At 55.4% G+C, this 24,655-nt stretch carries 17 protein-coding genes; 10 read left to right on the top strand and 7 right to left on the bottom strand.

Annotation, left to right across the window (positions count from 1 at the left end):
• The first annotated feature begins 144 nt into the window (after positions 1-144).
• The 5 genes from greB to feoC all read left to right on the top strand — a co-directional run bounded on the left by greB (position 145) and on the right by feoC (position 6,287).
• Complete coding sequence (gene greB / locus FD428_RS01570; RefSeq protein WP_012135514.1) at positions 145-618, top strand: transcription elongation factor GreB; 474 nt, start codon at positions 145-147, stop codon at positions 616-618.
• Between the two features lie 97 nt (positions 619-715).
• Complete coding sequence (locus tag FD428_RS01565) at positions 716-3,049, top strand: Tex family protein (RefSeq protein WP_110493717.1); 2,334 nt, start codon at positions 716-718, stop codon at positions 3,047-3,049.
• A gap of 425 nt (positions 3,050-3,474) precedes the next feature.
• On the top strand, positions 3,475-3,702 hold the full coding sequence (feoA, locus tag FD428_RS01560) for a ferrous iron transporter A (RefSeq protein ID WP_012135516.1): 228 nt from the start codon (positions 3,475-3,477) through the stop codon (positions 3,700-3,702).
• 18 nt (positions 3,703-3,720) lie between these two features.
• A complete protein-coding gene (feoB, locus tag FD428_RS01555) occupies positions 3,721-6,039 on the top strand; it encodes a Fe(2+) transporter permease subunit FeoB (protein ID WP_012135517.1) in 2,319 nt (772 codons plus the stop codon).
• An 11-nt stretch (positions 6,040-6,050) separates the two neighbouring features.
• Positions 6,051-6,287: a [Fe-S]-dependent transcriptional repressor FeoC gene (feoC, locus tag FD428_RS01550; RefSeq protein ID WP_012135518.1), complete on the top strand. Its 237-nt coding sequence runs from the start codon at positions 6,051-6,053 to the stop codon at positions 6,285-6,287.
• Between the two features lie 83 nt (positions 6,288-6,370).
• Here feoC and bioH read toward each other — a convergent pair whose 3' ends face one another.
• On the bottom strand, positions 6,371-7,141 hold the full coding sequence (gene bioH, locus FD428_RS01545) for a pimeloyl-ACP methyl ester esterase BioH (protein ID WP_114848061.1): 771 nt from the start codon (positions 7,139-7,141) through the stop codon (positions 6,371-6,373).
• Positions 7,142-7,178: 37 nt separating this feature from the next.
• On the opposite strand from bioH, the gene gntX reads away from it, so the two are divergent.
• The 3 genes from gntX (at position 7,179) to gntT (ending at position 10,244) form a co-directional block, all read left to right on the top strand.
• Positions 7,179-7,862: a DNA utilization protein GntX gene (gntX, locus tag FD428_RS01540; protein ID WP_114848062.1), complete on the top strand. Its 684-nt coding sequence runs from the start codon at positions 7,179-7,181 to the stop codon at positions 7,860-7,862.
• 58 nt (positions 7,863-7,920) lie between these two features.
• Entirely contained in the window at positions 7,921-8,496 is a 576-nt protein-coding gene (nfuA, locus tag FD428_RS01535; RefSeq protein ID WP_012135521.1) for a Fe-S biogenesis protein NfuA, read from the top strand.
• Positions 8,497-8,927: 431 nt separating this feature from the next.
• Positions 8,928-10,244 (top strand): gluconate transporter, encoded by a 1,317-nt coding sequence (gene gntT / locus FD428_RS01530; RefSeq protein WP_012135522.1) that lies wholly within the window; start codon positions 8,928-8,930, stop codon positions 10,242-10,244.
• 132 nt (positions 10,245-10,376) lie between these two features.
• Here the strand turns inward: gntT and malQ are convergent, their stop codons facing one another.
• On the bottom strand, positions 10,377-12,464 hold the full coding sequence (malQ, locus tag FD428_RS01525; protein WP_110493715.1) for a 4-alpha-glucanotransferase: 2,088 nt from the start codon (positions 12,462-12,464) through the stop codon (positions 10,377-10,379).
• Positions 12,465-12,473: 9 nt separating this feature from the next.
• Positions 12,474-14,867 carry a maltodextrin phosphorylase gene (gene malP / locus FD428_RS01520; RefSeq protein WP_114848063.1) on the bottom strand — a complete coding sequence of 798 codons (2,394 nt, stop codon included), beginning with the start codon at positions 14,865-14,867 and terminating at the stop codon, positions 12,474-12,476.
• 617 nt (positions 14,868-15,484) lie between these two features.
• Between malP and malT the strand changes: the two genes are divergently transcribed.
• Entirely contained in the window at positions 15,485-18,190 is a 2,706-nt protein-coding gene (malT, locus tag FD428_RS01515; RefSeq protein ID WP_012135526.1) for an HTH-type transcriptional regulator MalT, read from the top strand.
• Positions 18,191-18,237: 47 nt separating this feature from the next.
• Here the strand turns inward: malT and FD428_RS01510 are convergent, their stop codons facing one another.
• The 3 genes from FD428_RS01510 to glpE form a co-directional block, all read right to left on the bottom strand.
• Positions 18,238-18,996: a DeoR/GlpR family transcriptional regulator gene (locus FD428_RS01510; protein ID WP_012135527.1), complete on the bottom strand. Its 759-nt coding sequence runs from the start codon at positions 18,994-18,996 to the stop codon at positions 18,238-18,240.
• A gap of 115 nt (positions 18,997-19,111) precedes the next feature.
• The gene (gene glpG / locus FD428_RS01505; RefSeq protein ID WP_012135528.1) at positions 19,112-19,942 is read right to left on the bottom strand and encodes a rhomboid family intramembrane serine protease GlpG; all 831 of its coding nucleotides are present in this window, start codon (positions 19,940-19,942) and stop codon (positions 19,112-19,114) included.
• 75 nt (positions 19,943-20,017) lie between these two features.
• Positions 20,018-20,344: a thiosulfate sulfurtransferase GlpE gene (gene glpE, locus FD428_RS01500; RefSeq protein WP_012135529.1), complete on the bottom strand. Its 327-nt coding sequence runs from the start codon at positions 20,342-20,344 to the stop codon at positions 20,018-20,020.
• Positions 20,345-20,546: 202 nt separating this feature from the next.
• Here glpE and glpD point away from each other — a divergent pair, with 202 nt between their 5' ends.
• Positions 20,547-22,055, top strand: coding sequence for a glycerol-3-phosphate dehydrogenase (gene glpD / locus FD428_RS01495; RefSeq protein ID WP_012135531.1), 1,509 nt, complete (start codon positions 20,547-20,549; stop codon positions 22,053-22,055).
• Positions 22,056-22,191: 136 nt separating this feature from the next.
• On the opposite strand, the gene glgP is transcribed toward glpD, so the two are convergent.
• Positions 22,192-24,639 (bottom strand): glycogen phosphorylase, encoded by a 2,448-nt coding sequence (gene glgP, locus FD428_RS01490; RefSeq protein WP_049012094.1) that lies wholly within the window; start codon positions 24,637-24,639, stop codon positions 22,192-22,194.
• Positions 24,640-24,655: the final 16 nt, after the last annotated feature.

Below are 24,655 nucleotides of genomic sequence, written 5' to 3'. Positions count from 1 at the left end.
AAATTCCAGGCTAAATTGTTACAAAGCATATTTAACAGCAGCTTAAGTATACAATTAATCTTGCGACACATTATTTATTCTGCTGCGGCGATCACGTAATACGTATTGTGCGCATCGCCAAATAGTCAAAGGTAAATCAACGAGATGAAAACGCCCCTGATTACCCGGGAAGGGTACGAAAAACTCAAACACGAGCTGAATTATCTCTGGCGGGAAGAGCGCCCGGAAGTCACCAAAAAAGTGACCTGGGCTGCGAGTCTTGGGGACCGCAGCGAAAATGCTGACTATCAGTATAATAAAAAGCGCCTGCGTGAGATCGACCGTCGTGTTCGTTATCTGACCAAATGCATGGAAAACCTGAAAATCGTCGATTATTCCCCGCAGCAGGAAGGCAAAGTGTTCTTCGGCGCGTGGGTGGAGATCGAAAACGATGAGGGCGATATCCGCCGCTTTCGCATCGTCGGCTACGATGAAATTTTCGGTCGTAAGGATTACATCTCCATCGACTCGCCTATGGCGCGGGCGTTGCTGAAAAAAGAAGTGGGCGATCTCGCGGTAGTACACACGCCCGCCGGCGAGGCCAGCTGGTACGTTAATGAGATCGAATACGTAAAATAGCGCCGGAACAATCCGAAGCCCCCGCTGATGACTGGCAATTTTGCCAGTCAATCCGTATAACTATCCCCTGATTTTTTACTCAGATGAAACTAAATCCATGATGAATGATTCTTTCTGCCGCATTATCGCAGGTGAAATTCAGGCACGCGCCGAACAGGTAGACGCTGCCGTTCGCCTGCTTGACGAAGGGAACACCGTGCCGTTTATCGCACGTTATCGTAAGGAGATCACCGGCGGGCTGGATGACACGCAGTTGCGTAATCTGGAGACCCGTCTGGGATATCTACGTGAACTGGAAGACAGACGTCAGGCCATTCTCAAGTCCATTTCCGAGCAAGGCAAGCTGACCGATGAGCTGGCTAACGCCATCAACGGCACGTTAAGTAAGACCGAACTCGAAGACCTCTACCTGCCCTACAAACCCAAGCGTCGCACGCGCGGGCAAATCGCCATCGAAGCCGGACTTGAACCGCTGGCTGACCTGCTGTGGACAGATCCCTCCCACACCCCGGAAACGGAAGCGGCAAAATACATCGACGCTGACAACGGCGTGGCGGACGCCAAAGCGGCCCTTGATGGCGCGCGCTATATTCTGATGGAGCGTTTTGCCGAAGACGCGGCGCTGCTGGCGAAAGTGCGCGATTATCTGTGGAAGAACGCCCATCTGGTCGCGACCGTCGTAAGCGGCAAAGAGGAGGAAGGGGCGAAATTCCGAGATTACTTCGATCATCACGAACCGATCGCCACCGTCCCTTCACACCGTGCGCTGGCGATGTTCCGTGGCCGCAACGAAGGCGTGCTGCAACTGTCGCTGAATGCCGACCCGCAATTCGATGAACCGCCCAAAGAGAGCCACTGCGAGCAGATCATCCAGGATCACCTCGGCCTGCGTCTGAACAACGCCCCGGCGGATAGCTGGCGCAAAGGCGTGGTGAGCTGGACATGGCGTATCAAAGTCCTGATGCATCTCGAAACCGAACTGATGGGCACCGTGCGTGAACGCGCGGAAGATGAAGCCATTAACGTCTTTGCCCGCAACCTCCACGATCTGCTGATGGCGGCGCCTGCTGGCCTGCGCGCGACTATGGGTCTCGATCCGGGTCTGCGTACCGGCGTGAAGGTCGCCGTAGTGGACGGCACCGGTAAACTGGTCGCCACCGACACCATTTATCCACATACCGGTCAGGCGGCTAAAGCTGCGGTGGCGGTTGCCGCGCTGTGCGAAAAACACAACGTTGAGCTGGTGGCGATTGGTAACGGCACGGCGTCGCGCGAAACCGAGCGCTTCTTCCTCGACGTGCAGAAACAGTTCCCGAAAGTGACGGCGCAGAAAGTGATCGTCAGCGAAGCCGGAGCATCGGTGTATTCCGCTTCCGAGCTGGCGGCGCTGGAGTTCCCGGATCTGGACGTTTCGCTGCGCGGCGCAGTCTCTATCGCCCGTCGTCTGCAAGACCCGCTGGCGGAGCTGGTGAAAATCGATCCGAAATCCATCGGCGTCGGCCAGTATCAGCACGACGTCAGCCAGACCCAGCTTGCCCGTAAGCTGGATGCCGTTGTGGAAGACTGCGTAAACGCCGTCGGCGTCGATCTCAATACCGCGTCCGTACCGTTGCTGACCCGCGTGGCAGGCTTAACGCGCATGATGGCGCAGAATATCGTCGCCTGGCGTGATGAAAACGGTCAGTTCCAGAACCGCCAGCAGTTGCTGAAAGTGAGCCGTCTGGGGCCGAAAGCCTTTGAACAGTGCGCGGGCTTCCTGCGCATCAACCACGGCGATAACCCACTGGATGCCTCTACCGTTCACCCGGAAGCCTACCCGGTGGTCGAGCGTATTCTTGCCGCCACCCAACAGGCGCTGAAAGCGCTGATGGGCAACAGCAGCGAGCTACGCAATTTGAAAGCGGTGGATTTCACCGACGACAAATTCGGCGTGCCAACCGTTACCGACATCATCAAAGAGCTGGAAAAACCGGGCCGCGACCCGCGTCCAGAGTTCAAAACCGCGCAGTTTGCTGATGGCGTAGAAACCATGAACGATCTGCAACCGGGCATGATTCTGGAAGGCGCCGTAACCAACGTCACCAACTTTGGCGCGTTTGTGGATATCGGCGTACATCAGGACGGTCTGGTGCACATCTCTTCCCTGTCGAATAAGTTCGTCGAAGATCCACACACCGTGGTGAAAGCGGGCGACATCGTGAAGGTGAAAGTGCTGGAGGTTGACCTGCAACGTAAGCGCATCGCGCTGACCATGCGTCTGGACGAGCAGCCGGGTGAAACCAACGCCCGTCGCGGCGGCGGCGGCAACGATCGCGCCCAGGGCAACCGCCCGGCGGCAAAAGCGGCGAAGCCGCGTGGTCGTGACGCGCAGCCTGCGGGCAACAGCGCCATGATGGACGCGCTGGCGGCCGCAATGGGTAAAAAACGCTAATCAAGCCTTATGCTTGTAGGCCGGATGAGGTATCTATACCGCCATCCGGCCGTTATATTTGAAATTAACAATTAAATCTTACGAATTAAATTGCTTAATTCATTACCCGCCTGTTGCCAGCACTGGTAATTATCAATTCATTAACAGATGAAACCTTAATTAAACATTAGCAACGCTGAATAATGTTTAAATCAACACGTTCTTTTTAAGACGAATAAATGTTGAGCCATGTCAAAACTGACTCAATTTATTATCCATTTCTACATTCCGTCACATTTTAATCATTGATGATAAAAACCATTCTCATTATCATTGTCTTGTTGATTATTTAATCTTTCTTTCGTTGGCTAATCATCTGGTCTTATGCCGCCTCCTGAGCGCGCATGAGGTATACGTCCAGTTAGCGAGAAACAAGTAGGCCCCCTATGCAATTCATTCCAGACACGGCGTGGAAAATTACCGGCTTTTCCCATGAAATCAGCCCGGCATATCGTCAGAAACTGCTTTCACTCGGCATGTTGCCAGGTTCTTCATTTAACGTAGTGCGCGTCGCCCCATTAGGCGATCCTATTCATATCGAAACTCGCCGCGTGAGCCTGGTATTACGTAAGAAAGATCTGGCGTTATTAGAAGTGGAAGCGGTTTCCTGTTAATTCGGTGAGTCTATAAAAATGAAAAAATTAACCATTGGTTTAATTGGTAATCCAAATTCCGGCAAGACAACATTATTTAACCAGCTCACCGGCGCGCGTCAGCGTGTGGGGAACTGGGCGGGTGTTACCGTTGAACGCAAAGAAGGTCAGTTCGCAACAACCGACCATCAGGTCACGCTGGTCGATTTACCCGGCACCTATTCACTGACCACCATTTCGTCACAAACTTCTCTCGATGAACAAATCGCCTGCCATTACATTCTGAGCGGCGACGCAGACCTGCTGATCAACGTGGTGGATGCCTCTAACCTTGAGCGCAACCTCTACCTGACGCTGCAACTGCTTGAGCTGGGCATTCCCTGCATTGTGGCGCTCAACATGCTCGACATCGCGGAGAAACAGCAGGTTCGCATTGATATCGACGCGCTGTCCGCACGCCTTGGTTGCCCGGTTGTGCCGTTGGTTTCCACACGCGGCCGTGGGATTGAAGCCCTGAAACTGGCTATCGATCGCTATAAAGAAAACGAAAACGTTGAGCTGGTACATTATGCCCGGCCGTTGCTGCGCGAGGCCGAATCGCTGGCCGACGTCATGGCGGCGGATATGCCAGCGCAACAGCGCCGCTGGCTAGGCTTGCAGATGCTGGAAGGCGATATCTACAGCCGCGTTTACGCCGGTAATGCCGCGCAAAACCTTGAGGCGTCGCTCACTCGCCTGAGCAAAGAGATGGATGACCCGGCGCTACACATCGCTGATGCGCGTTATCAGTGCATCGCCGCGATTTGCGACGTGGTCAGCAACACCCTGACGGCGGAACCCAGCCGTTTCACCGCAGCGGTAGATAAGGTCATCCTGAACCGTTTCCTCGGGTTGCCGATTTTCCTGTTCGTCATGTACCTGATGTTCCTGCTGGCCATTAACATTGGCGGCGCGCTGCAACCGCTGTTCGACGTGGGTTCCGTGGCGCTCTTTATTCACGGCATCCAGTGGATCGGCTACACGCTGCACTTCCCGGACTGGCTCACCATTTTCCTCGCGCAGGGGCTGGGCGGCGGTATCAATACCGTTCTGCCGCTGGTGCCGCAGATCGGCATGATGTACCTGTTCCTCTCTTTCCTGGAGGACTCCGGCTACATGGCGCGCGCGGCGTTCGTTATGGACCGTCTGATGCAGGCGCTGGGGCTGCCGGGTAAATCGTTCGTGCCGCTGATTGTCGGTTTTGGCTGTAACGTCCCGTCCGTGATGGGCGCCCGTACCCTGGACGCGCCGCGTGAACGTCTGATGACCATTATGATGGCGCCGTTTATGTCCTGCGGCGCACGTCTGGCGATTTTCGCCGTGTTTGCCGCCGCGTTCTTTGGGCAAAACGGCGCGCTGGCGGTTTTCTCGCTGTATGTATTGGGTATCGTGATGGCGGTACTGACCGGCCTGATGCTTAAACACACGATTATGCGCGGCGAAGCCTCTCCGTTCGTGATGGAACTGCCGGTCTACCATGTGCCGCACATCAAAAGCCTGGTGATCCAGACCTGGCAACGCCTGAAAGGCTTTGTGCTGCGTGCCGGTAAGGTCATCATCATCGTCAGTATTTTCCTCAGCGCGTTTAACAGCTTCTCCCTGAGCGGAAAAATCGTCGATAACATCAACGACTCTGCGCTCGCGTCCATCAGCCGCGTGATTACGCCTGTCTTTAAACCGATTGGCGTTCATGAAGATAACTGGCAGGCGACCGTTGGCCTGTTCACCGGCGCAATGGCGAAAGAGGTGGTGGTGGGGACGCTGAACACCCTCTATACCGCTGAAAATATTCAGGAAGAAGAGTTTAATCCGGCTGACTTCCATCTCGGCGACGAGCTGCTGGGCGCGGTCGATGAAACCTGGCAAAGCCTGAAAGACACCTTCAGCCTTAGCGTACTGGCTAACCCAATCGAAGCCAGCAAAGGCGACGGTGAAATGGCGACCGGGGCGATGGGCGTGATGGACGCGAAGTTTGGCAGCGCCGCTGCCGCATACAGCTATCTGATTTTCGTTCTGCTGTATGTACCGTGCATCTCGGTGATGGGGGCTATCGCGCGTGAATCCAGCCGCGGCTGGATGAGCTTCTCGATTCTGTGGGGGCTGAATATCGCCTACTCGCTGTCTACCCTGTTCTATCAGGTTGCAAGCTTTAGCCAGCATCCGACCTATAGCCTGGTCTGCATTCTGGCGGTCATCCTGTTTAACATCGTGGTGCTGGGGCTGTTACGGCGCGCTCGCAGCCGGGTGGATATCGAACTGCTGGCGACGCGTAAAACGGCCAGCGCCTGCTGCGCAAGCCCTGCCGGTAACTGTCACTAAGGTTGAGAACAATGGCGTCACTTATTCAGGTTCGTGATTTACTGGCTTTGCAGGGGCGTATGGAGGCAATGCAGATCAGCCGCACGCTGCATACGCCGCAGCCGATGATCGACGCGATGCTGAATCAGCTGGAGAATATGGGCAGGGCCGTGCGGATTCAGGAAGATCCCGACGGCTGTCTGTCCGGTAGCTGCAAAAGCTGCCCGGAAGGAAAAGCCTGTCTCCGGGAGTGGTGGACGTTGCGTTAACGTTCTGCCGGATGGCGAACGGTAGCTAACCTGTAGGCCGGATAAGGCGTTTACGCCGCTATCCGGCACTGCATAGACAATAATTATATCTTCTGCTTTAACGCCATCAACGCCTGACAAAATTCGCCGGGATGCGAAATAAACGGCGCATGGGCGGCCTTTGCAAACACCTGCGATTCACTCTCCGGCCATGCGGCATCCAGCATCGGCACGACTTTGCGCGGCACCAGACCATCCAGATAACCATACAGACGCAGGAACGGCATGGTCAGCGATTTAAGCGGCTCGCGCAGGTCGGCCGTTTTCAATATCTCCAGCCCACCGTTCAGCACCGCAACCTCCGGCATCGGCAACGCCAGCACGGCACTTTTCAGCGTGCGGGCATCCTGACGCGCGGTTTCAGTGCCTAACGTTTGCAGCGCCAGAAAACGCTCCACCGTACGCTGGAAATCTTCGCTGAGCTGCTGTTGAAATCCCGCCAGGATATCCGGCTTAATACCCGGCCACGCTTCGCGAGCGCTGAAACAGGGCGATGACGCGACGGTCACCAGCGCCTGAACGCGTTCAGGATGGATTAACGCCACTTGGCTCGCCACCAGCCCTCCCAGACTCCAGCCAAGCCAGACGGCTTTATCAGGCGCCTGTTTCAGCACATGCTCCGCCATCTGCTCCAGCGACATCGAGCCAAAACCCTGGCTGCGGCCAAATCCGGGTAAATCGACAAGATGCAGCGTGAAATGCGCGCTGAGTTCCTCACGAATGCAATTCCACACTTCCGCATTCAGTCCCCATCCGTGCAGCAGCACAAGATGGCAATTTCCCTGACCTTCAGTCTGCCACCAGATGTCATTCATCAGTTACTGTTCTCTTTTGGCTAACAAGGATGAACATATGCTAACAGTACCGGGATTATGCTGGCTATGCCGAATGCCGCTGGCGTTGAGTCACTGGGGGATTTGTTCGGTTTGCACGAGAGCGGCGCGTCGCCGCGTCAGCCTGTGCCCGCAGTGTGGATTACCCGCTGCGCACGCCGCCATTCCCTGCGGGCGTTGTCTGCAAAAACCCCCGCCGTGGCAGCGTCTGGTGACGGTCAGCGACTACGTACCGCCGCTGAGTTTACTTATCCACCAGCTAAAATTCTCTCGCCATAGCGACGTCGCCGCCGCCCTTTCACGCCTGCTGTTGCTGGAAGTCTTACACGCGCACCGCGCATCGACGCTTCCGCTACCGGATCGCTTAGTCAGCGTGCCGCTCTGGCAGCGCCGCCACTGGCGCAGGGGATTTAACCAAAGCGATCTGCTGTGTCGCCCCCTGGCGCGCTGGCTGGGCTGCGGCTGGGACAGCCGAAGCGTCACGCGCCTTCGCGCCACCGCCACTCAGCACCATCTCAGCGCCCGATTGCGCAAACATAACCTGAAAAATGCGTTTCGCCTTGAATTGCCGGTACAGGGACTCCATATGGTCATTGTGGATGATGTCGTCACTACCGGAAGTACCGTCGCGGAGATCGCGCAGCTGCTTTTGCGCAACGGCGCGGCGACTGTCCAGGTATGGTGCCTGTGTCGAACCTTGTAGAGCCTCGATGATGGGCGTATTATAACCAAGTAAAATAGTCAACTATTAGGCCATTACTATGATCCATATTTCCGATGCTGCACAAGCGCACTTTGCCAAACTGCTGGCAAATCAGGAAGAAGGGACACAAATCCGCGTATTTGTGATCAATCCCGGTACGCCTAACGCTGAATGCGGCGTTTCTTATTGTCCGCCGGACGCCGTGGAAGCAAGCGACACTGCCCTGAAATTTGACCTGCTGACCGCTTATGTTGATGAACTGAGCGCGCCGTATCTGGAAGATGCCGAGATCGATTTCGTCACCGATCAGCTGGGTTCTCAGCTGACGCTGAAAGCGCCAAACGCCAAAATGCGTAAGGTTGCTGATGATGCGCCGCTGATGGAACGTGTGGAGTACATGCTGCAATCGCAGATCAACCCGCAGCTTGCCGGTCACGGCGGTCGCGTCTCTCTGATGGAGATCACCGACGAAGGCTACGCCATTTTGCAGTTTGGCGGCGGCTGTAACGGTTGCTCGATGGTCGATGTAACCCTGAAAGAAGGGATCGAGAAGCAGCTGCTGAATGAATTCCCTGAGCTGAAAGGCGTTCGCGATCTGACCGAACACCAGCGCGGCGAGCACTCTTACTACTAAGATTCTGCCCGGTGGCGCGTCGCTTACCGGGCCTACAATGTATATCCCGTAGGCCGGATAAGGCGTTTACGCCGCCATCCGGCGTTCTGCCCGGTGGCGCATCGCTTGCCGGGCCTACAATGTGTATCCCGTAGGCCGGATAAGGCGTTTACGCCGCCATCCGGCGTGATGATATCTTCCGCTTTTCCCCTCCGATAACATGACCTGCCTCTCATAATTTAAATTTTGCCTGCCAGGGTGATTCTCAATCGCTATATGTTACCCGTATCATTCATATGGGCACCAAACATCCCCATAACAGCCGACTAAACCAGATAGTGTTAAAGTCAATCAGTATTGGTGCCGTTACGCTTCTGTTCCCGGTTGGGGCAAGCGGAATTTTTCGTCGACACACCGACGTTACCCATAACAAATGAAAGGCCAGGTAAATCATGCCATTAGTCATCGTCGCTATCGGTGTAATTTTGTTATTACTCCTGATGATCCGCTTCAAAATGAACGGTTTCATCGCTCTCGTCCTGGTGGCACTTGCTGTTGGATTGATGCAAGGAATGCCGCTGGATAAAGTCATTGGCTCTATTAAAGCTGGTGTTGGTGGTACTCTTGGTAGCCTCGCCCTGATTATGGGTTTCGGCGCCATGCTGGGTAAAATGCTGGCAGACTGCGGCGGTGCACAGCGCATCGCGACCACGCTGATTGCCAAATTTGGTAAAAAACACATCCAGTGGGCAGTGGTATTAACCGGCTTCACGGTAGGTTTCGCACTGTTCTATGAAGTGGGCTTCGTGCTGATGCTGCCGCTGGTATTCACCATCGCAGCGGCGGCCAGCATTCCTTTGCTGTATGTCGGCGTACCGATGGCGGCAGCGCTGTCCGTTACCCACGGTTTCCTGCCTCCGCACCCTGGCCCGACCGCCATCGCCACGATCTTCCACGCCGATATGGGTAAAACCCTGCTGTTCGGTACGATTCTGGCTATCCCGACCGTAATTCTCGCTGGCCCGGTATTTGCCCGCTTCCTGAAAGGCATCGATAAGCCGATCCCGGAAGGTCTGTACAGCGCAAAAAACTTTACTGAAGAAGAGATGCCTGGCTTTGGCGTCAGCGTCTGGACTTCTCTGGTGCCGGTTATTTTAATGGCCATGCGCGCCGTTGCAGAAATGGTGCTGCCAAAAGGTCATGCCTTCCTGCCGGTTGCTGAGTTCTTTGGCGACCCGGTAATGGCAACGCTGATTGCGGTACTGATTGCGATGTTCACGTTCGGTCTGAACCGTGGCCGCTCAATGGATCAGATTAACGACACGCTGGGTTCCTCAATCAAAATCATCGCGATGATGCTGCTGATCATCGGCGGCGGCGGCGCGTTTAAGCAGGTACTGGTTGATAGCGGCGTAGACAAATACATCGCGTCCATGATGAACGAAACCAACGTTTCTCCGCTGTTCATGGCGTGGTCCATCGCTGCCGTACTGCGTATCGCGCTCGGTTCTGCCACCGTGGCCGCAATTACCGCGGGTGGTATCGTGGCGCCGCTGATTGCGACGACGGGCGTAAGCCCTGAACTGATGGTTATCGCCGTCGGTTCCGGTAGCGTCATTTTCTCTCACGTAAACGATCCAGGCTTCTGGCTGTTCAAAGAGTATTTCAACCTGACCATCGGCGAAACCATCAAGTCCTGGTCAATGCTGGAAACCATTATCTCCGTCTGCGGCCTGATTGGGTGTCTGCTGCTGGGAATGGTGGTGTAACCGAGACGATTTGTAGGCCGGATAAGGCAAAGCCGCCATCCGGCAATGTGCGCCAGAATCGCCTGATGGCGCAGCGCTTATCAGGCCTACGTGTTGTCACCATAAAAAAGCCGGGAAATCCCCGGCTTTTTTTTACTTCTTCTTCGCGGCCGCTTTTCGCCGTTTGTCCAAATCTTTAAGCAGTTTATTCACCTTGTCATCGGCAAACATCTTCTCAAGCGTCGTGGACAACTTGCGCCGCCAGTTCTTGTACTGGTCGCTGGTGCCTGGAATATTGACCGGCTCCGCCATGTCCAGCCAGTCTTCCGGCTGCAACCCCAGCAATGCGCTATGGCTGTCCGCGATATAACGCTGCATTCCACGGTTGAGGATCGGCGTCATCGACATCAGCGACGCCTTATGCCCGGCGCGTTTCGGCAGGCAACCGTATTTGTGCAGCGCGTCCAGCAGACCCTGCTTCGCCAGCTCACGATCCTGATACAGCCCACGCAATATCACTTCATCCGGGTAAAGCCCCAGCGTTTTGCCGAGCGTCAGGTCGCCGCTGTCCCAGTAGCCACGCAGCGTAGGAAGGTCATGCGTCGTCGCGACTGCCATTGATTGTTCCGGGTACGCTTTCGGCGCGCGGAAGTTCTTCTCATGATCATTCTCGAAATAGAGCACTTTATACGAGTAAACGCCGCTGTCGCGCAGTTTACCCACGATTTCCACCGGCACCGTCCCCAGATCTTCGCCAATCACCATGCAGCGATGACGTTTACTTTCCAGCGCCAGAATAGAGAGCAGGGCGTCCACCGGGTAATGCACATACGCCCCGTGATCCGCCGTTTCACCGTAAGGAATCCACCACAGACGCAGCATCGACATAACATGATCGATACGCAAAGCGCCGCAGTTCTGCATATTGGCGCGCAGCAGTTCAATAAACGGCTCATAGGCGCGAGCGGCGATGATGTGCGGGTCCATCGGCGGCAGTCCCCAGTTCTGCCCCAGAGGGCCGAGGATATCCGGCGGCGCGCCCACCGACGCTTTCAGGCAATACAGCTCACGGTCGCACCAGGTTTCCGCCCCACCTTCCGCAACCCCTACCGCCAGATCGCGATACAGGCCAATCGGCATATCATAACCCTGGCATACCGCCCAACAGGCGGCAAACTGGGTATACGCCAGCCACTGTAACCAGAGGTAAAAGTCCACCTCATCGCGGTGATCTTCACAGAACTGTTTCACTTCCGGCGAGTTCACTGACTGATACGCTTTCGGCCAGACCGGCCAGCCCCAGCGCAACTCATCTTCCTTCACCTGATGCGCGTGCAGCGCGTCAAATGCCGCCTGCCAGTACAGGCTGTCGCCTTCCTGGGCGACAAAGTGGCGAAACGCCGCCATCTGCTCGTCATCACGAAGCGCAAAACCTTTCCATGCCATCCGCAGGGCGGTCATTTTCAGCGCGGTAACAGCAGAATAATCAACCCATTCGGCATCCCGTGCGCGCTGCAATGTCTGCTGCGTCGTCGGCATGTTCCACCAGGCCTGCGCCTCTTTGCTCAACCGGAAATCGTCAACGGCATTCACGTCGATATAAATGACATTCAGCCAACGGCGGGATGAGGGGCTGTACGGGCTGGCGCTCTCCGGGTTTGCCGGGTAGAGGGCGTGAATCGGGTTCAGGCCAATAAATGCGCCGCCACGTTTCGCAACATCCGTCAGCATCGACTGGAGATCGCCAAAGTCGCCAATCCCCCAGTTTTTTTCCGAACGCAGGGTATAAAGCTGAACGCACGCTCCCCACAGCTTCTGTCCGGTCAGCAGCGCCTGCGGCTCATAGCAGCGTTTCGGCGCCACGATGATCCGGCAGTGCGTGCGCTGTTCGCCCTGAGTCAGGGTCAGCGTGTGATACCCCTCCGGCAGCTTTGCCGGAAGCGTAAAGGCTTTACCGCCGGTGGCGTGCCCCTTGTGCTGTACGCCCTCCTCGGTGGTCAGCAGCCAGCTAAAATCGCCGCTGCCTTCTACCGCCAGCGGCATCTTCTTGCCTGCGGTATACACCATCACATTCGGCACTGGCGTTACCGCCACCTTCGTGGCGGCGGTGGCGCGGTGCATCGCATCAAGCAAACGCCGTTTGGTTTCGGCGCCAATCGACTGCGGTTTACCGTGGGCATTGATGTAATTGGGGCTGATCCCCGCCGCCAGCGCGGCATTATCCAGACGTTTGCGTTCCATGGCGCTTCCTTAGCGTTTTGCCTGCCAGATACGAGCCTGATAATCGCGGATGGAGCGATCCGAGCTGAACATCCCGCAACGCGCGGTGTTCAGGATCGTCGCCCGGGTCCAGGCATCCTGGTCGCGATACAGCACGTCCACCTGCTTTTGTGCCGCAACGTAGGCGGCAAAGTCCGCCATCACCAGGTACGGATCGCCCCCCTGTTTGCCAATGCTGTGCAGCATCTGATCAAAAGCGTGCTTGTCGCCGTTGCTGTATTTGCCGCTTTCCAGCTCCTTCAGCACCGCATCCAGCACTTTGTCTTTCTTACGCCATTTCACCGGGTCGTAGCCCTTGGCCTTCAGCCGTTTCACCTCTTCCACGGTATGACCGAAGATAAAGATGTTCTCGTCCCCGACCTGTTCGGCGATCTCAACGTTCGCCCCATCCAGCGTACCGACCGTCAGCGCGCCGTTCAACGCCAGCTTCATATTGCCGGTGCCGGAGGCTTCTTTACCGGCAGTAGAGATCTGCTCAGAGACGTCCGCCGCCGGGATCAGCATTTCCGCCGCCGAAACGCAGTAGTCCGGCAGGAAGACCACTTTCAGCTTATCGCCGACTTTCGGGTCGTTGTTGATGGTTTCCGCCACCTTGTTAATGGCGAAGATGATGTTTTTCGCCAGATAGTAGCCCGGCGCCGCTTTTGCGCCAAACAGGAACACGCGCGGCACGCGGTCTGCTTTCGGATTTTCACGGATCTCTTTGTACAGCGCCAGAATATGCAGCAGGTTCAGGTGCTGGCGCTTATATTCGTGCAGGCGCTTAATCTGGATATCGAAAATCGCCTGCGGGTTAATTTCAATCCCGGTGCGCATTTTCACAAATTCGGCCAGGCGGACTTTATTCGCCTGTTTAATCTCACGATACGTTTTGCGGAACGCCGCGTCGTCGGCGAATTTCTCCAGGTTGATCAGCTGATCGAGGTCGTTAGCCCACTCTTTCTTCAACGACTTATCCAGCAGCGCCGCAAGTGCCGGGTTGCACTGTTTGATCCAGCGACGCGGCGTAATGCCGTTGGTCACGTTGTGGAATTTGTTCGGCCACAGCTGGTGATATTCCGGGAACAGATCCTTCACCACCAGATCGGAGTGCAGCGCCGCAACGCCGTTGACCGCAAAGCCGCTGACCACGCACATATTGGCCATCCGCACCTGCTTGTCGTGCACTACCGCCAGCTTCGCCCACACCTGCTTATCGCCCGGCCAGGTTTTATCAACCTGTTTCTTAAAGCGGTCATTAATCTCTTTGATGATCTGCATATGGCGCGGCAGCAGCGCTTTCACCAGTTTCTCATCCCAGCACTCCAGCGCCTCCGGCATCAGCGTATGGTTGGTGTAGGCGAACGTTTTACTGGTGATGGCCCAGGCGTCGTCCCAGCTTAGCTGGTGCTCATCGAGCAGCACGCGCAGCAGTTCAGGGATAGCGATGGTCGGGTGAGTATCGTTGAGTTGAATGACCTCATACTCCGCCAGCTCATGCAGTTTGCGCCCCGCCAGGTGGTGACGACGCAGAATATCCGCTACCGAGCAGGCGCACTGGAAATACTGCTGCATCAGGCGCAGCTTTTTGCCTGCGGTGTGGTTGTCGTTCGGATAGAGGACTTTCGTCAGTTTTTCCGCGTCGATACCCTGCTGCTCCGCACGCAGGAAATCACCGTCGTTGAATTTGGTCAGGTTAAACGGATGCGCATGCGCGGCCTGCCACAAACGCAGCGGCTGTGCGACGCCGTTCCGGTAGCCAAGCACCGGCAAGTCCCACGCCTGCCCGGTGATCACAAAACCCGGTTCCCAACGCCCGTCTTTCGTCACTTTACCGCCAATACCGACCTGAACATCAAGCTGTTCATTGTGACGGAACCACGGGTAGCTACCGCGATGCCAGTCATCCGGCGCTTCCATCTGTTGCCCATCGACAAAAGACTGACGGAACAGCCCATACTGGTAGTTCAGACCATAGCCCGTTGCGGACTGGCCTACCGTCGCCATAGAGTCCAGGAAACATGCCGCCAGACGTCCTAAACCACCGTTGCCCAGCGCAGGATCAACCTCTTCCTCCAGCAGGTCGGTCAGGTTGACGTCGTGCGCTTTCAGCACATCGCTCACCGCATGATACCAGCCCAGATTCAACAGATTGTTCCCGGTCAGGCGGCCAATCAGGAATTCCATCGAAATGTAGTTAACATGACGCTGGTTTTTAGCCGGTTTCGCCGCAGGTTGCGCGCTGAGCAATTCAGCCAGTGCGCCGCTAACGGCCTGCCACCACTGGCGAGATGTCATCTCATGAGCCGACAGTAAACCGAAACGCTGCCACTGACGCATCAGGGCAGCCTGAAAGTGATCTTTGTTGAAGGTAGGCTGTGACATAGAAATTCCGAATCCTCAGGTAATAAAACAACGTTATCGTTAGTTTGCCTGGCTCGATGTTGACCTTCCTCATCCCACCCGGGATTAGGCAGGGAGGAGTAGTGGGGATGAGCATAAAAGTGTGATCGCCGCCACTTAAAGGTAGTGGATTGCCGGTGAATACGTCGAATTACCGCACAGCATACCTGCGACTGCACGCCGTTTTACGCACGATGACACAAATAATTAAATCGCGGAGGTTTATTGAAAGTGAATATGTAAATGCGGAAATAGTTTCTAACCTGAAATATCAAACCCATTCAGTTATTTCCGTTCCTGAATAATTCCCTGAGTTCATTACTTCCTGACTTTCATTAAAAAGTACAGTAACCACACAGAGGAAACGGCATTATTTGGGGCAGGCAGGATCGGGCACCATCCCAGTCTCCACGCACACTCAGACCGTGCTAAACCGTTTCTTGCAATGGATATTTAGAATTGTGACAGAGTGCAAATTCAGACACACAAAAAACTTGCATAGCTTGCATTAAACCGGTTTCTGTCCGACCTTATATCTATTAATTACGAAGCGCAAAAAAAATCGCATTTCCCCATTTCCTCACAGTGAAGTGATTACTATGTTGATTCCGTCTAAATTAAGTCGTCCGGTTCGACTCGACCATACGGTGGTTCGTGAGCGCCTGTTGGCTAAACTTTCCGGCGCGAACAATTTCAGGCTGGCCCTGGTAACAAGCCCTGCGGGCTATGGGAAAACCACGCTTGTTTCACAGTGGGCAGCCGGGAAAAACGAGTTAGGCTGGTTCTCGCTGGATGAAGGCGACAACCAGCAGGAGCGATTCGCCAGTTATTTAATTGCCGCGCTTCAGCAGGCAACGGGCGGGCATTGCTCCACCAGTGAAGTCATGGTGCAAAAACGCCAGTACGTCAGCCTGACCTCCCTTTTCGCGCAACTTTTTATTGAGTTGGCTGAGTGGCATCGCCCGCTTTATCTGGTCATTGATGATTACCATCTGATCACAAACCCGGTGATCCACGACGCGATGCGCTTTTTCCTGCGTCATCAACCCGAAAATCTCACGCTGGTCGTGCTGTCGCGTAATTTACCGCAGCTCGGCATCGCTAACCTGCGCGTTCGCGATCAGCTGCTGGAAATCGGCAGCCAGCAATTAGCCTTTAACCATCAGGAAGCAAAACAGTTCTTTGACCGCCGTCTGTCCTCGCCTATCGAAGCCGCCGAGAGCAGCCGGATGTGCGACGACGTCGCCGGTTGGGCAACCGCGCTACAGCTTATCGCCCTTTCCGCCCGCCAGAACAATAACTCCGCGCACCAGTCTGCGCGACGCCTGGCGGGAATCAACGCCAGCCATCTGTCTGATTACCTGGTCGATGAAGTGCTGGACAACGTGGACGTGAGTACCCGGCATTTTCTGCTGAAAAGCGCCATCCTGCGTTCGATGAACGATGCGCTGATCGTGCGCGTGACGGGCGAAGAGAACGGGCAGATGCGTCTGGAGGAGATTGAGCGTCAGGGGCTGTTCCTGCAACGCATGGACGATACGGGCGAATGGTTCAGCTATCACCCGCTGTTTGGCAGTTTCCTGCGTCAGCGTTGCCAGTGGGAACTGGCGACCGAGCTGCCGGATATCCACCGCGCTGCCGCCGAAAGCTGGATGGCGCAAGGTTTCCCCAGCGAAGCCATTCACCATGCCCTGGCGGCGGGCGATGCGCATATGCTGCGCGATATCCTGCTGAATCATGCGTGGGGGCTGTTTAACCACAGTGAGCTGGCGCTGCTGGAAGAGTCGTTAAAGGCCCTGCCGTGGGAAAGTTTGCTGGAAAACCCGCGGCTGGTTCTGTTGCAGGCATGGCTGATGCAAAGCCAGCACCGCTACAGCGAAGTGAATACCCTGCTGGCGCGCGCCGAGCAAGAGATTCAGGGCATGATGGACGGTACGCTGCATGCGGAATTCAACGCCCTGCGCGCTCAGGTCGCGATTAACGACGGCAACCCGGATGAAGCGGAACGGCTGGCAAAACTGGCGCTGGATGAGCTGCCGATCGCCTGGTTTTACAGCCGTATTGTCGCCACCTCCGTACACGGCGAAGTGCTGCACTGTAAAGGCGATCTCTCCCGTTCACTGTCGCTGATGCAGCAAACTGAGCAAATGTCGCGTCATCATGACGTCTGGCATTACGCCCTCTGGAGCCTGCTCCAACAAAGTGAAATTCTCTTCGCCCAGGGCTTTTTGCAGGCCGCCTGGGAAACCCAGGAGAAAGCGTTCCAGCTGATTAAAGAGCAACATCTCGAACAGTTGCCGATGCACGAGTTCCTGATGCGCATTCGCGCGCAGCTTCTGTGGGCATGGGCGCGTCTTGACGAAGCGGAAGCCTCCGCCCGCAGCGGTATTGATGTGCTTTCCGCATTCCAGCCGCAGCAGCAATTGCAATGTCTGGCGCTGCTGGTGCAGTGCTCGCTGGCGCGCGGCGATCTGGATAATGCCCGCACGCAGTTGAACCGTCTGGAGAACCTGCTGGGCAACGGCCAGTATCACAGCGACTGGATTTCCAATGCCGATAAGGTTCGCGTGATTTACTGGCAGATGACGGGCGATAAGAAGTCCGCCGCCAACTGGCTGCGTCATACGCCGAAACCAGAATTTGCCAACAACCACTTCCTGCAAGGCCAGTGGCGTAATATCGCCAGGGCGCAGATCCTGCTGGGTGAGTTTGAATCCGCAGAGATTGTGCTGGAAGAGCTAAACGAAAATGCCCGTAGCCTGCGTTTAATGAGCGATCTTAACCGTAACCTGCTGTTGCTTAATCAGCTGTACTGGCAGGCCGGACGTAAAAACGACGCCCAGCGGGTGTTGCTTGATGCGCTGCAACTGGCGAACCGTACCGGTTTCATCAGCCACTTTGTGATTGAAGGCGAAGCGATGGCGCAGCAACTGCGTCAGTTGATTCAGTTGAATACGCTGCCGGAGCTTGAACAACATCGCGCACAGCGCATCCTGCGGGAAATTAACCAGCACCATCGACATAAGTTCGCCCATTTTGACGAAGGCTTTGTGGAGCGGCTGTTAAATCACCCGGACGTACCGGAGCTGATCCGCACCAGCCCGCTAACGCAGCGTGAGTGGCAGGTTCTGGGACTGATCTATTCCGGCTACAGCAACGAGCAAATCGCTGGCGAGCTGGCGGTTGCGGCCACGACCATCAAAACGCACATTCGCAATTTATATCAGAAGCTCGGCGTCGCGCATCGTCAGGACGCCGTACAACATGCGCAGAGGCTTTTGAAAATGATGGGGTACGGGGTGTGATGATTGCCCGGTGGCGCTTACGCTTACCGGGCCTACAATCACGATGATCAGCACAACTCTAACTGAATATGGTGGTCGGTAAGTACCTGCAATACCCCTGCTGGCGGCGTCATATCGGTATAGACGGCATCCACCAGGCTAATGCTGCCCATATTCACCATCGCATTACGACCAAACTTAGAGTGATCCACAACCAGCATCACATGGCGTGAATTTTCAATAATCGCGCGTTTCGTGCGTACTTCGTGATAATCAAATTCCAGCAGCGACCCATCGCTGTCGATACCGCTGATCCCCAGAATGCCAAAATCCAGGCGGAATTGAGAGATGAAATCGAGCGTCGCTTCGCCAATAATGCCGCCGTCACGGCTGCGAAGCTCACCGCCAGCGAGAATAATGCGAAAATCCTCTTTCACCATCAGCGTGTTCGCCACGTTGAGATTGTTGGTCACAATGCGCAGGTTACTGTGATCCAACAAGGCATGCGCCACCGCTTCCGGCGTCGTGCCGATATCAATAAACAGCGTTGAACCGTTGGGGATTTGCGTGGCGACTTTCCGCGCAATACGTTCCTTCTCCGCCGTTTGCGTCGCTTTACGATCGTGCCACGGCGTGTTTACCGAGCTGGAAGGCAACGCCGCGCCGCCGTGGTGGCGCAGGATCATATTCTGCTCCGCCAGGTCGTTGAGATCCCGACGAATGGTTTGTGGGCTGACGGAGAAATGTTCCACCAGTTCTTCAGTGCTGACGTATCCCTGCTTTTTTACCAGTTCGATGATAGCGTCATGACGTTGTGTCTGTTTCATTGTTATTCCCTGGAATTTTGCCGGATGGCGACGCCTGGCGTTTTATCCGGCCTACCGACCGTGCATTTTTAGTAGGCCGGATAAGGCGTTTCGCCGCCATCCGGCGCAACCCCAATCATGTTCGTTTTCGCGCATTCACCGTGTCAGCAAATGCCATCGCCAGCCCCACGGCCAGCCCGGCGATGTGCGCACCGTTCGCCATCGACATGCCAAACACATCAAACCACCCGGCAACAATCCAGATCAACGCAAAAGCAATAAGCCCACGCTGTAGATATATGCCGCTTTGCGGATCGCGTTCACCACGTAGCCAGGCGTAGCCCATCAGCGCGTAAACCACGCCGGAAAGCCCACCAAACCACGGGCCGCTGAACTTCTGCTGTACATAACCGCTCAGCAATGCGCTGATGACGGTAATAACGATCAGTTTTCCGCTGCCCAGACGTTTTTCCACCGCCCCGCCGATATACCACCACCACAACAGGTTGAAGAGGATATGCATTAACGAGAAGTGCATAAACGCATGGGTGAAATAGCGCCAGAACTCAAATTTCAGTGACGGATCAAACGGCCACGCCAGCCACACCATGACGCTCTGCGCGCCGACGATGCTCATCACAACGAACACCAGGATACAGGCGATCATAATAAGCCAGGTGACCGGGCCCGCTCTCTCGCGCAATGTGGCGATAAACGGGAAACGGCGATAGTGCAGCCCACTGCCGGTATGACCGGACTGCCAGCTTGCCGCCAGATAACGCGGATCGGCGGGATTTTCCAGAAAGCGCGCCAGCTCCGCCCGCACGCGCTCGGCCTGAGATTCGTCCGCCAGCCAGACATCGCTTTGATGATGTTGTTGAATCGTCAGGATAACGCCCTGCGTCGCCATGTAATCAACAAATGCCTGCGCCACGCGGGGGTTAGCAAAAGAGGTAATCATCAACATTGTTGCTGTCGCTTAGTCCACACAAAAGAGGACAGTATATAGGCCCTTCCGGCTTCAGGCTGCATCTTTGTGGGCTTAAGCGCCAAATGCCACCTCTGAGGGGAAATGGCGGTGCCAGGCATCAAACCCGCCATCAATACTGTAAACCGCGTCATAACCCTGTTGTAGCAGGTACTGTGCCGCGCCTTTGCTGCTATTGCCGTGATAGCACATCACCATCACCACGGTATCGAAATCATGGTCGCGCATAAACGCGCCCAGCGTATCGTTGGTCAGATGGAACGCCTGCGGCGTGTGGCCCATCGCATAGCTTTGCGGATCGCGGATATCCACCAGCACCGCCGTTCCCTGGTGCAGTTTCTGGTGAGCTTCTTCGACATTAATACATTCAAACTGATCCATGAGTCTCTCTTTCTTTTATATGCAGGCTTTATATGCAGATGGCTATTTTACCGTTCAGTGTACGTCGCCGGGGTAAGTAAACGCCATAATGTTATATGTATCACTCTAAAATGTTTTTTCGATGTTACCACCAGCTCGTTTTTTTGCTATTATGCTCGATAACGAACATTTTTGAGCTTTAACGAAAGTGCAAGAGGGTAGCATGGAAACCAAAGATCTGATTGTGATAGGCGGGGGCATTAACGGTGCGGGTATCGCGGCAGACGCCGCCGGACGTGGTTTATCCGTGCTCATGCTGGAAGCGCAGGATTTGGCCTGTGCAACCTCTTCCGCCAGCTCTAAATTAATTCACGGTGGCTTGCGCTACCTTGAACACTACGAATTCCGCCTGGTCAGCGAAGCGCTGGCCGAACGTGAAGTGCTGCTGAAAATGGCGCCGCACATCGCCTTCCCGATGCGCTTCCGCCTGCCTCACCGCCCGCACCTGCGCCCGGCATGGATGATCCGAATCGGTCTGTTTATGTACGATCATCTGGGCAAACGCACCAGTCTGCCCGGTTCAACCGGTTTGCGTTTTGGCGCAGATTCGGTGCTGAAACCGGAGATCGTGCGCGGTTTCGAATATTCTGACTGCTGGGTAGACGATGCGCGTCTGGTTCTGGCAAACGCCCAAATGGTGGTGCGTAAAGGCGGGGAAGTGTTAACCCGTACCCGAGCGACCTCTGCCCGTCGTGAAAACGGTCTGTGGATCGTAGAAGCGGAAGATATCGATACCGGTAAAAAGCACACCTGGCAGGCGCGTGGTCTGGTCAACGCCACGGGGCCGTGGGTAAAACAGTTCTTCGACGACGGTATGCACCTGCCTTCACCCTACGGCATTCGTCTGATCAAAGGCAGCCACATTGTGGTGCCGCGCGTGCATACGCAGAAACAGGCTTATATCCTGCAAAACGAAGATAAGCGTATCGTATTTGTGATTCCGTGGATGGATGAGTTCTCAATCATCGGCACCACTGACGTTGAGTACAAAGGCGATCCGAAAGCAGTGAAAATTGATGAAAGCGAAATCAATTACCTGCTGAAAGTCTATAACGCGCACTTCAAGAAACAACTGGGTCGCGACGATATCGTCTGGACCTACTCCGGCGTGCGTCCGCTGTGCGACGACGAGTCCGATTCTCCGCAGGCGATCACCCGTGACTACACGCTGGATATCCACGATGAAAACGGCAAAGCGCCGCTGCTGTCGGTATTCGGCGGTAAGCTGACCACTTATCGTAAGCTGGCCGAACACGCGATGGAAAAACTGTCGTCCTATTACCAGGGTATTGGCCCGGCCTGGACTAAAGAGTGCGTGCTTCCTGGCGGGGATATCGGCGGCGATCGTGAAGATTACGCGGCCAAACTGCGCCGCCGCTACCCGTTCCTGACGGAGTCGCTGGCGCGTCATTATTCCCGCACCTACGGCAGCAATACCGAGTGGATCCTCGGCGAAGCCACCTCCGTTGCTGAGTTAGGTGAAGATTTCGGTCACGAACTTTACGAAGCGGAGCTGAAGTATCTGGTGGATCACGAATGGGTACGTCGTGCGGACGACGCGTTGTGGCGCCGCACCAAAGAAGGGATGTGGCTCAACGCCGAGCAGCAGTCCCGCGTGAGCCAGTGGCTGGCGGAATATATTGGCAAACGTCAGTTGTCGCTGGCGTCGTAATGACAATACCGGATGGCGGCTACGCCTTATCCGGCCTACAAAACAGTCCACAGGCCCGGTAAGCGTCAGCGCCACCGGGCCTTTTGCCGGATGGCGGCTAACGTCTTATCCGGCCTACAGCTAGTCCTGCCCCGTGTTACAACCTTACCGAATCAATGTGCCAGATATTTTCGGCATACTCCTTGATCGTCCTGTCGGAAGAGAAATACCCCATATTGGCGATATTGAGCATCGCTTTCGCGGTCCACTCTTCGGGATGACGATACAATTCATCCACCTTATCCTGGCAATCAACATAGCTACGATAATCCGCCAGCACCTGATAGTGGTCGCCAAAGTTAATCAACGAATCCACCAGATCACGGTAGCGCCCCGGCTCTTCCGGGCTGAACACGCCGCTGCCGATCTGTGTCAGCACCTGGTGCAGCTCCGCATCTTTTTCGTAATACTCGCGCGGTTTATAGCCCTGCTTGCGCAGTTCTTCCACCTCTTCCGCCGTATTGCCAAAGATAAAGATATTCTCCGCCCCCACATGCTCCAGCATCTCGACGTTTGCGCCGTCCAGCGTACCGATGGTCAGCGCGCCGTTAAGCGCAAACTTCATGTTACTGGTGCCAGACGCCTCCGTACCCGCCAGCGAAATCTGCTCAGACAGGTCGGCGGCAGGAATAATGACCTGCGCCAGGCTCACGCTGTAGTTCGGGATAAACACCACTTTCAGCTTATCGCCAATCTGCGGATCGTTGTTGATCACCTTAGCAACGTCATTGATCAAGTGAATAATGTGCTTCGCCATGTAATAGGCCGAAGCCGCCTTACCGGCAAAGATATTCACGCGTGGCACCCATTCCGCCTCAGGATCTTCCTTGATGCGGTTATAACGCGTAATCACATGCAGCACATTCATCAACTGACGTTTGTACTCGTGAATACGTTTAATCTGCACATCAAACAACGCCTTCGGATTGACCACCACGTTCAACTGCTGAGCGATGAGTATTGCCAGCCGTTTTTTGTTTTCCAGCTTCGCCTGGCGCACCGCGTGATTCACCAGCGGGAAATCGCAATGCTGCTGTAGTTCGCTTAGCTGGCTGAGATCCGTACGCCAGGTGCGCCCGATATTTTCGTCCAGCACCTCAGAAAGCGACGGGTTCGCCAGCGCCAGCCAGCGGCGCGGCGTCACGCCGTTGGTCACGTTGCAGAAGCGGGTCGGGAAGATACTCGCAAAATCAGCAAACAGCGACTGCACCATCAGGTTAGAGTGCAGCTCCGACACGCCATTCACTTTATGGCTCACCACTACCGCCAGCCACGCCATACGGACGCGACGACCGTTGGACTCATCGATAATCGACGCCCGCCCCAGCAGAGCAGTATCGTTGGGATACTGCTCCTGCAACGTTTTCAGGAAGTAGTCGTTAATCTCAAAGATGATCTGCAAATGACGCGGCAGGATTTTACCCAGCATATCCACCGGCCAGGTTTCCAGCGCTTCGCTCATCAGCGTGTGGTTGGTGTAGGAGAAGACCTGGCAGCACACCTCAAACGCATCGTCCCAGCTGAATTTGTGCTCATCAATCAACAAGCGCATCAGTTCCGGGATCGACAGCACCGGGTGAGTATCATTGAGGTGAATGGCGATTTTATCCGCCAGGTTGTCATAGGTTTTATGCAGCTGGTAGTGGCGGCTCAGAATGTCCTGTACCGTTGAGGAAACCAGGAAGTACTCCTGACGCAGGCGCAGCTCGCGTCCCGAATAGGTGGAGTCATCCGGGTAGAGCACGCGGGATACGTTTTCAGAGTGGTTTTTATCCTCTACCGCCGCGAAATAGTCGCCCTGGTTAAATTTACCAAGGTTGATTTCGCTACTGGCCTGAGCGCTCCACAGGCGCAGCGTGTTGGTGGCGTCGGTATCATAACCCGGGATAATCTGGTCATAGGCCACCGCCAGAATCTCTTCGGTTTCAATCCAGCGGGCTTTCTTGCCTTCCTGCTGAATTCGCCCGCCGAAACGCACTTTGTAGCGCGTATTATGGCGTTTGAACTCCCACGGATTGCCGTATTCCAGCCAGTAGTCCGGGGACTCTTTCTGCCGCCCCTCGACAATGTTCTGCTTGAACATGCCGTAGTCGTAGCGAATCCCATAGCCGCGCCCCGGCAGGCCCAGGGTCGCCAGCGAATCGAGGAAGCACGCCGCCAGACGGCCAAGACCGCCGTTGCCAAGACCGGGGTCGTTCTCTTCATCAATCAGTTCTTCGAGATCCAGCCCCATCGCTTCCAGCGCCCCTTTAACATCGTCGTAAATACCCAACGATAACAAGGCATTGGAGAGGGTTCGGCCAATCAAAAATTCCATCGACAGGTAATAGACCTGACGGGTTTCCTGCGACAGTTGAGCACGGTTAGAACGCAGCCAGCGTTCCACGAGGCGATCGCGCACCGCGAACAGCGTGGCGTTCAGCCATTCATGTTTATTGGCAATGACCGGATCTTTACCAATCGTGAACATCAGTTTGTAGGCAATAGAATGCTTAAGCGCTTCTACGCTAAGAGTGGGCGATGCATAAGTAAATGGAGCATTCATATAGGTGATTCCTGGA

The sequence above is a fragment of the Citrobacter sp. TBCP-5362 genome, from assembly GCF_005406305.1.
In the GTDB taxonomy this organism is placed as follows: Bacteria; Pseudomonadota; Gammaproteobacteria; order Enterobacterales; family Enterobacteriaceae; genus Citrobacter_B; species Citrobacter_B koseri.
Note: the sequence above shows the minus strand (reverse complement) of the source record. Positions and strands in the feature narration are given on the sequence as shown.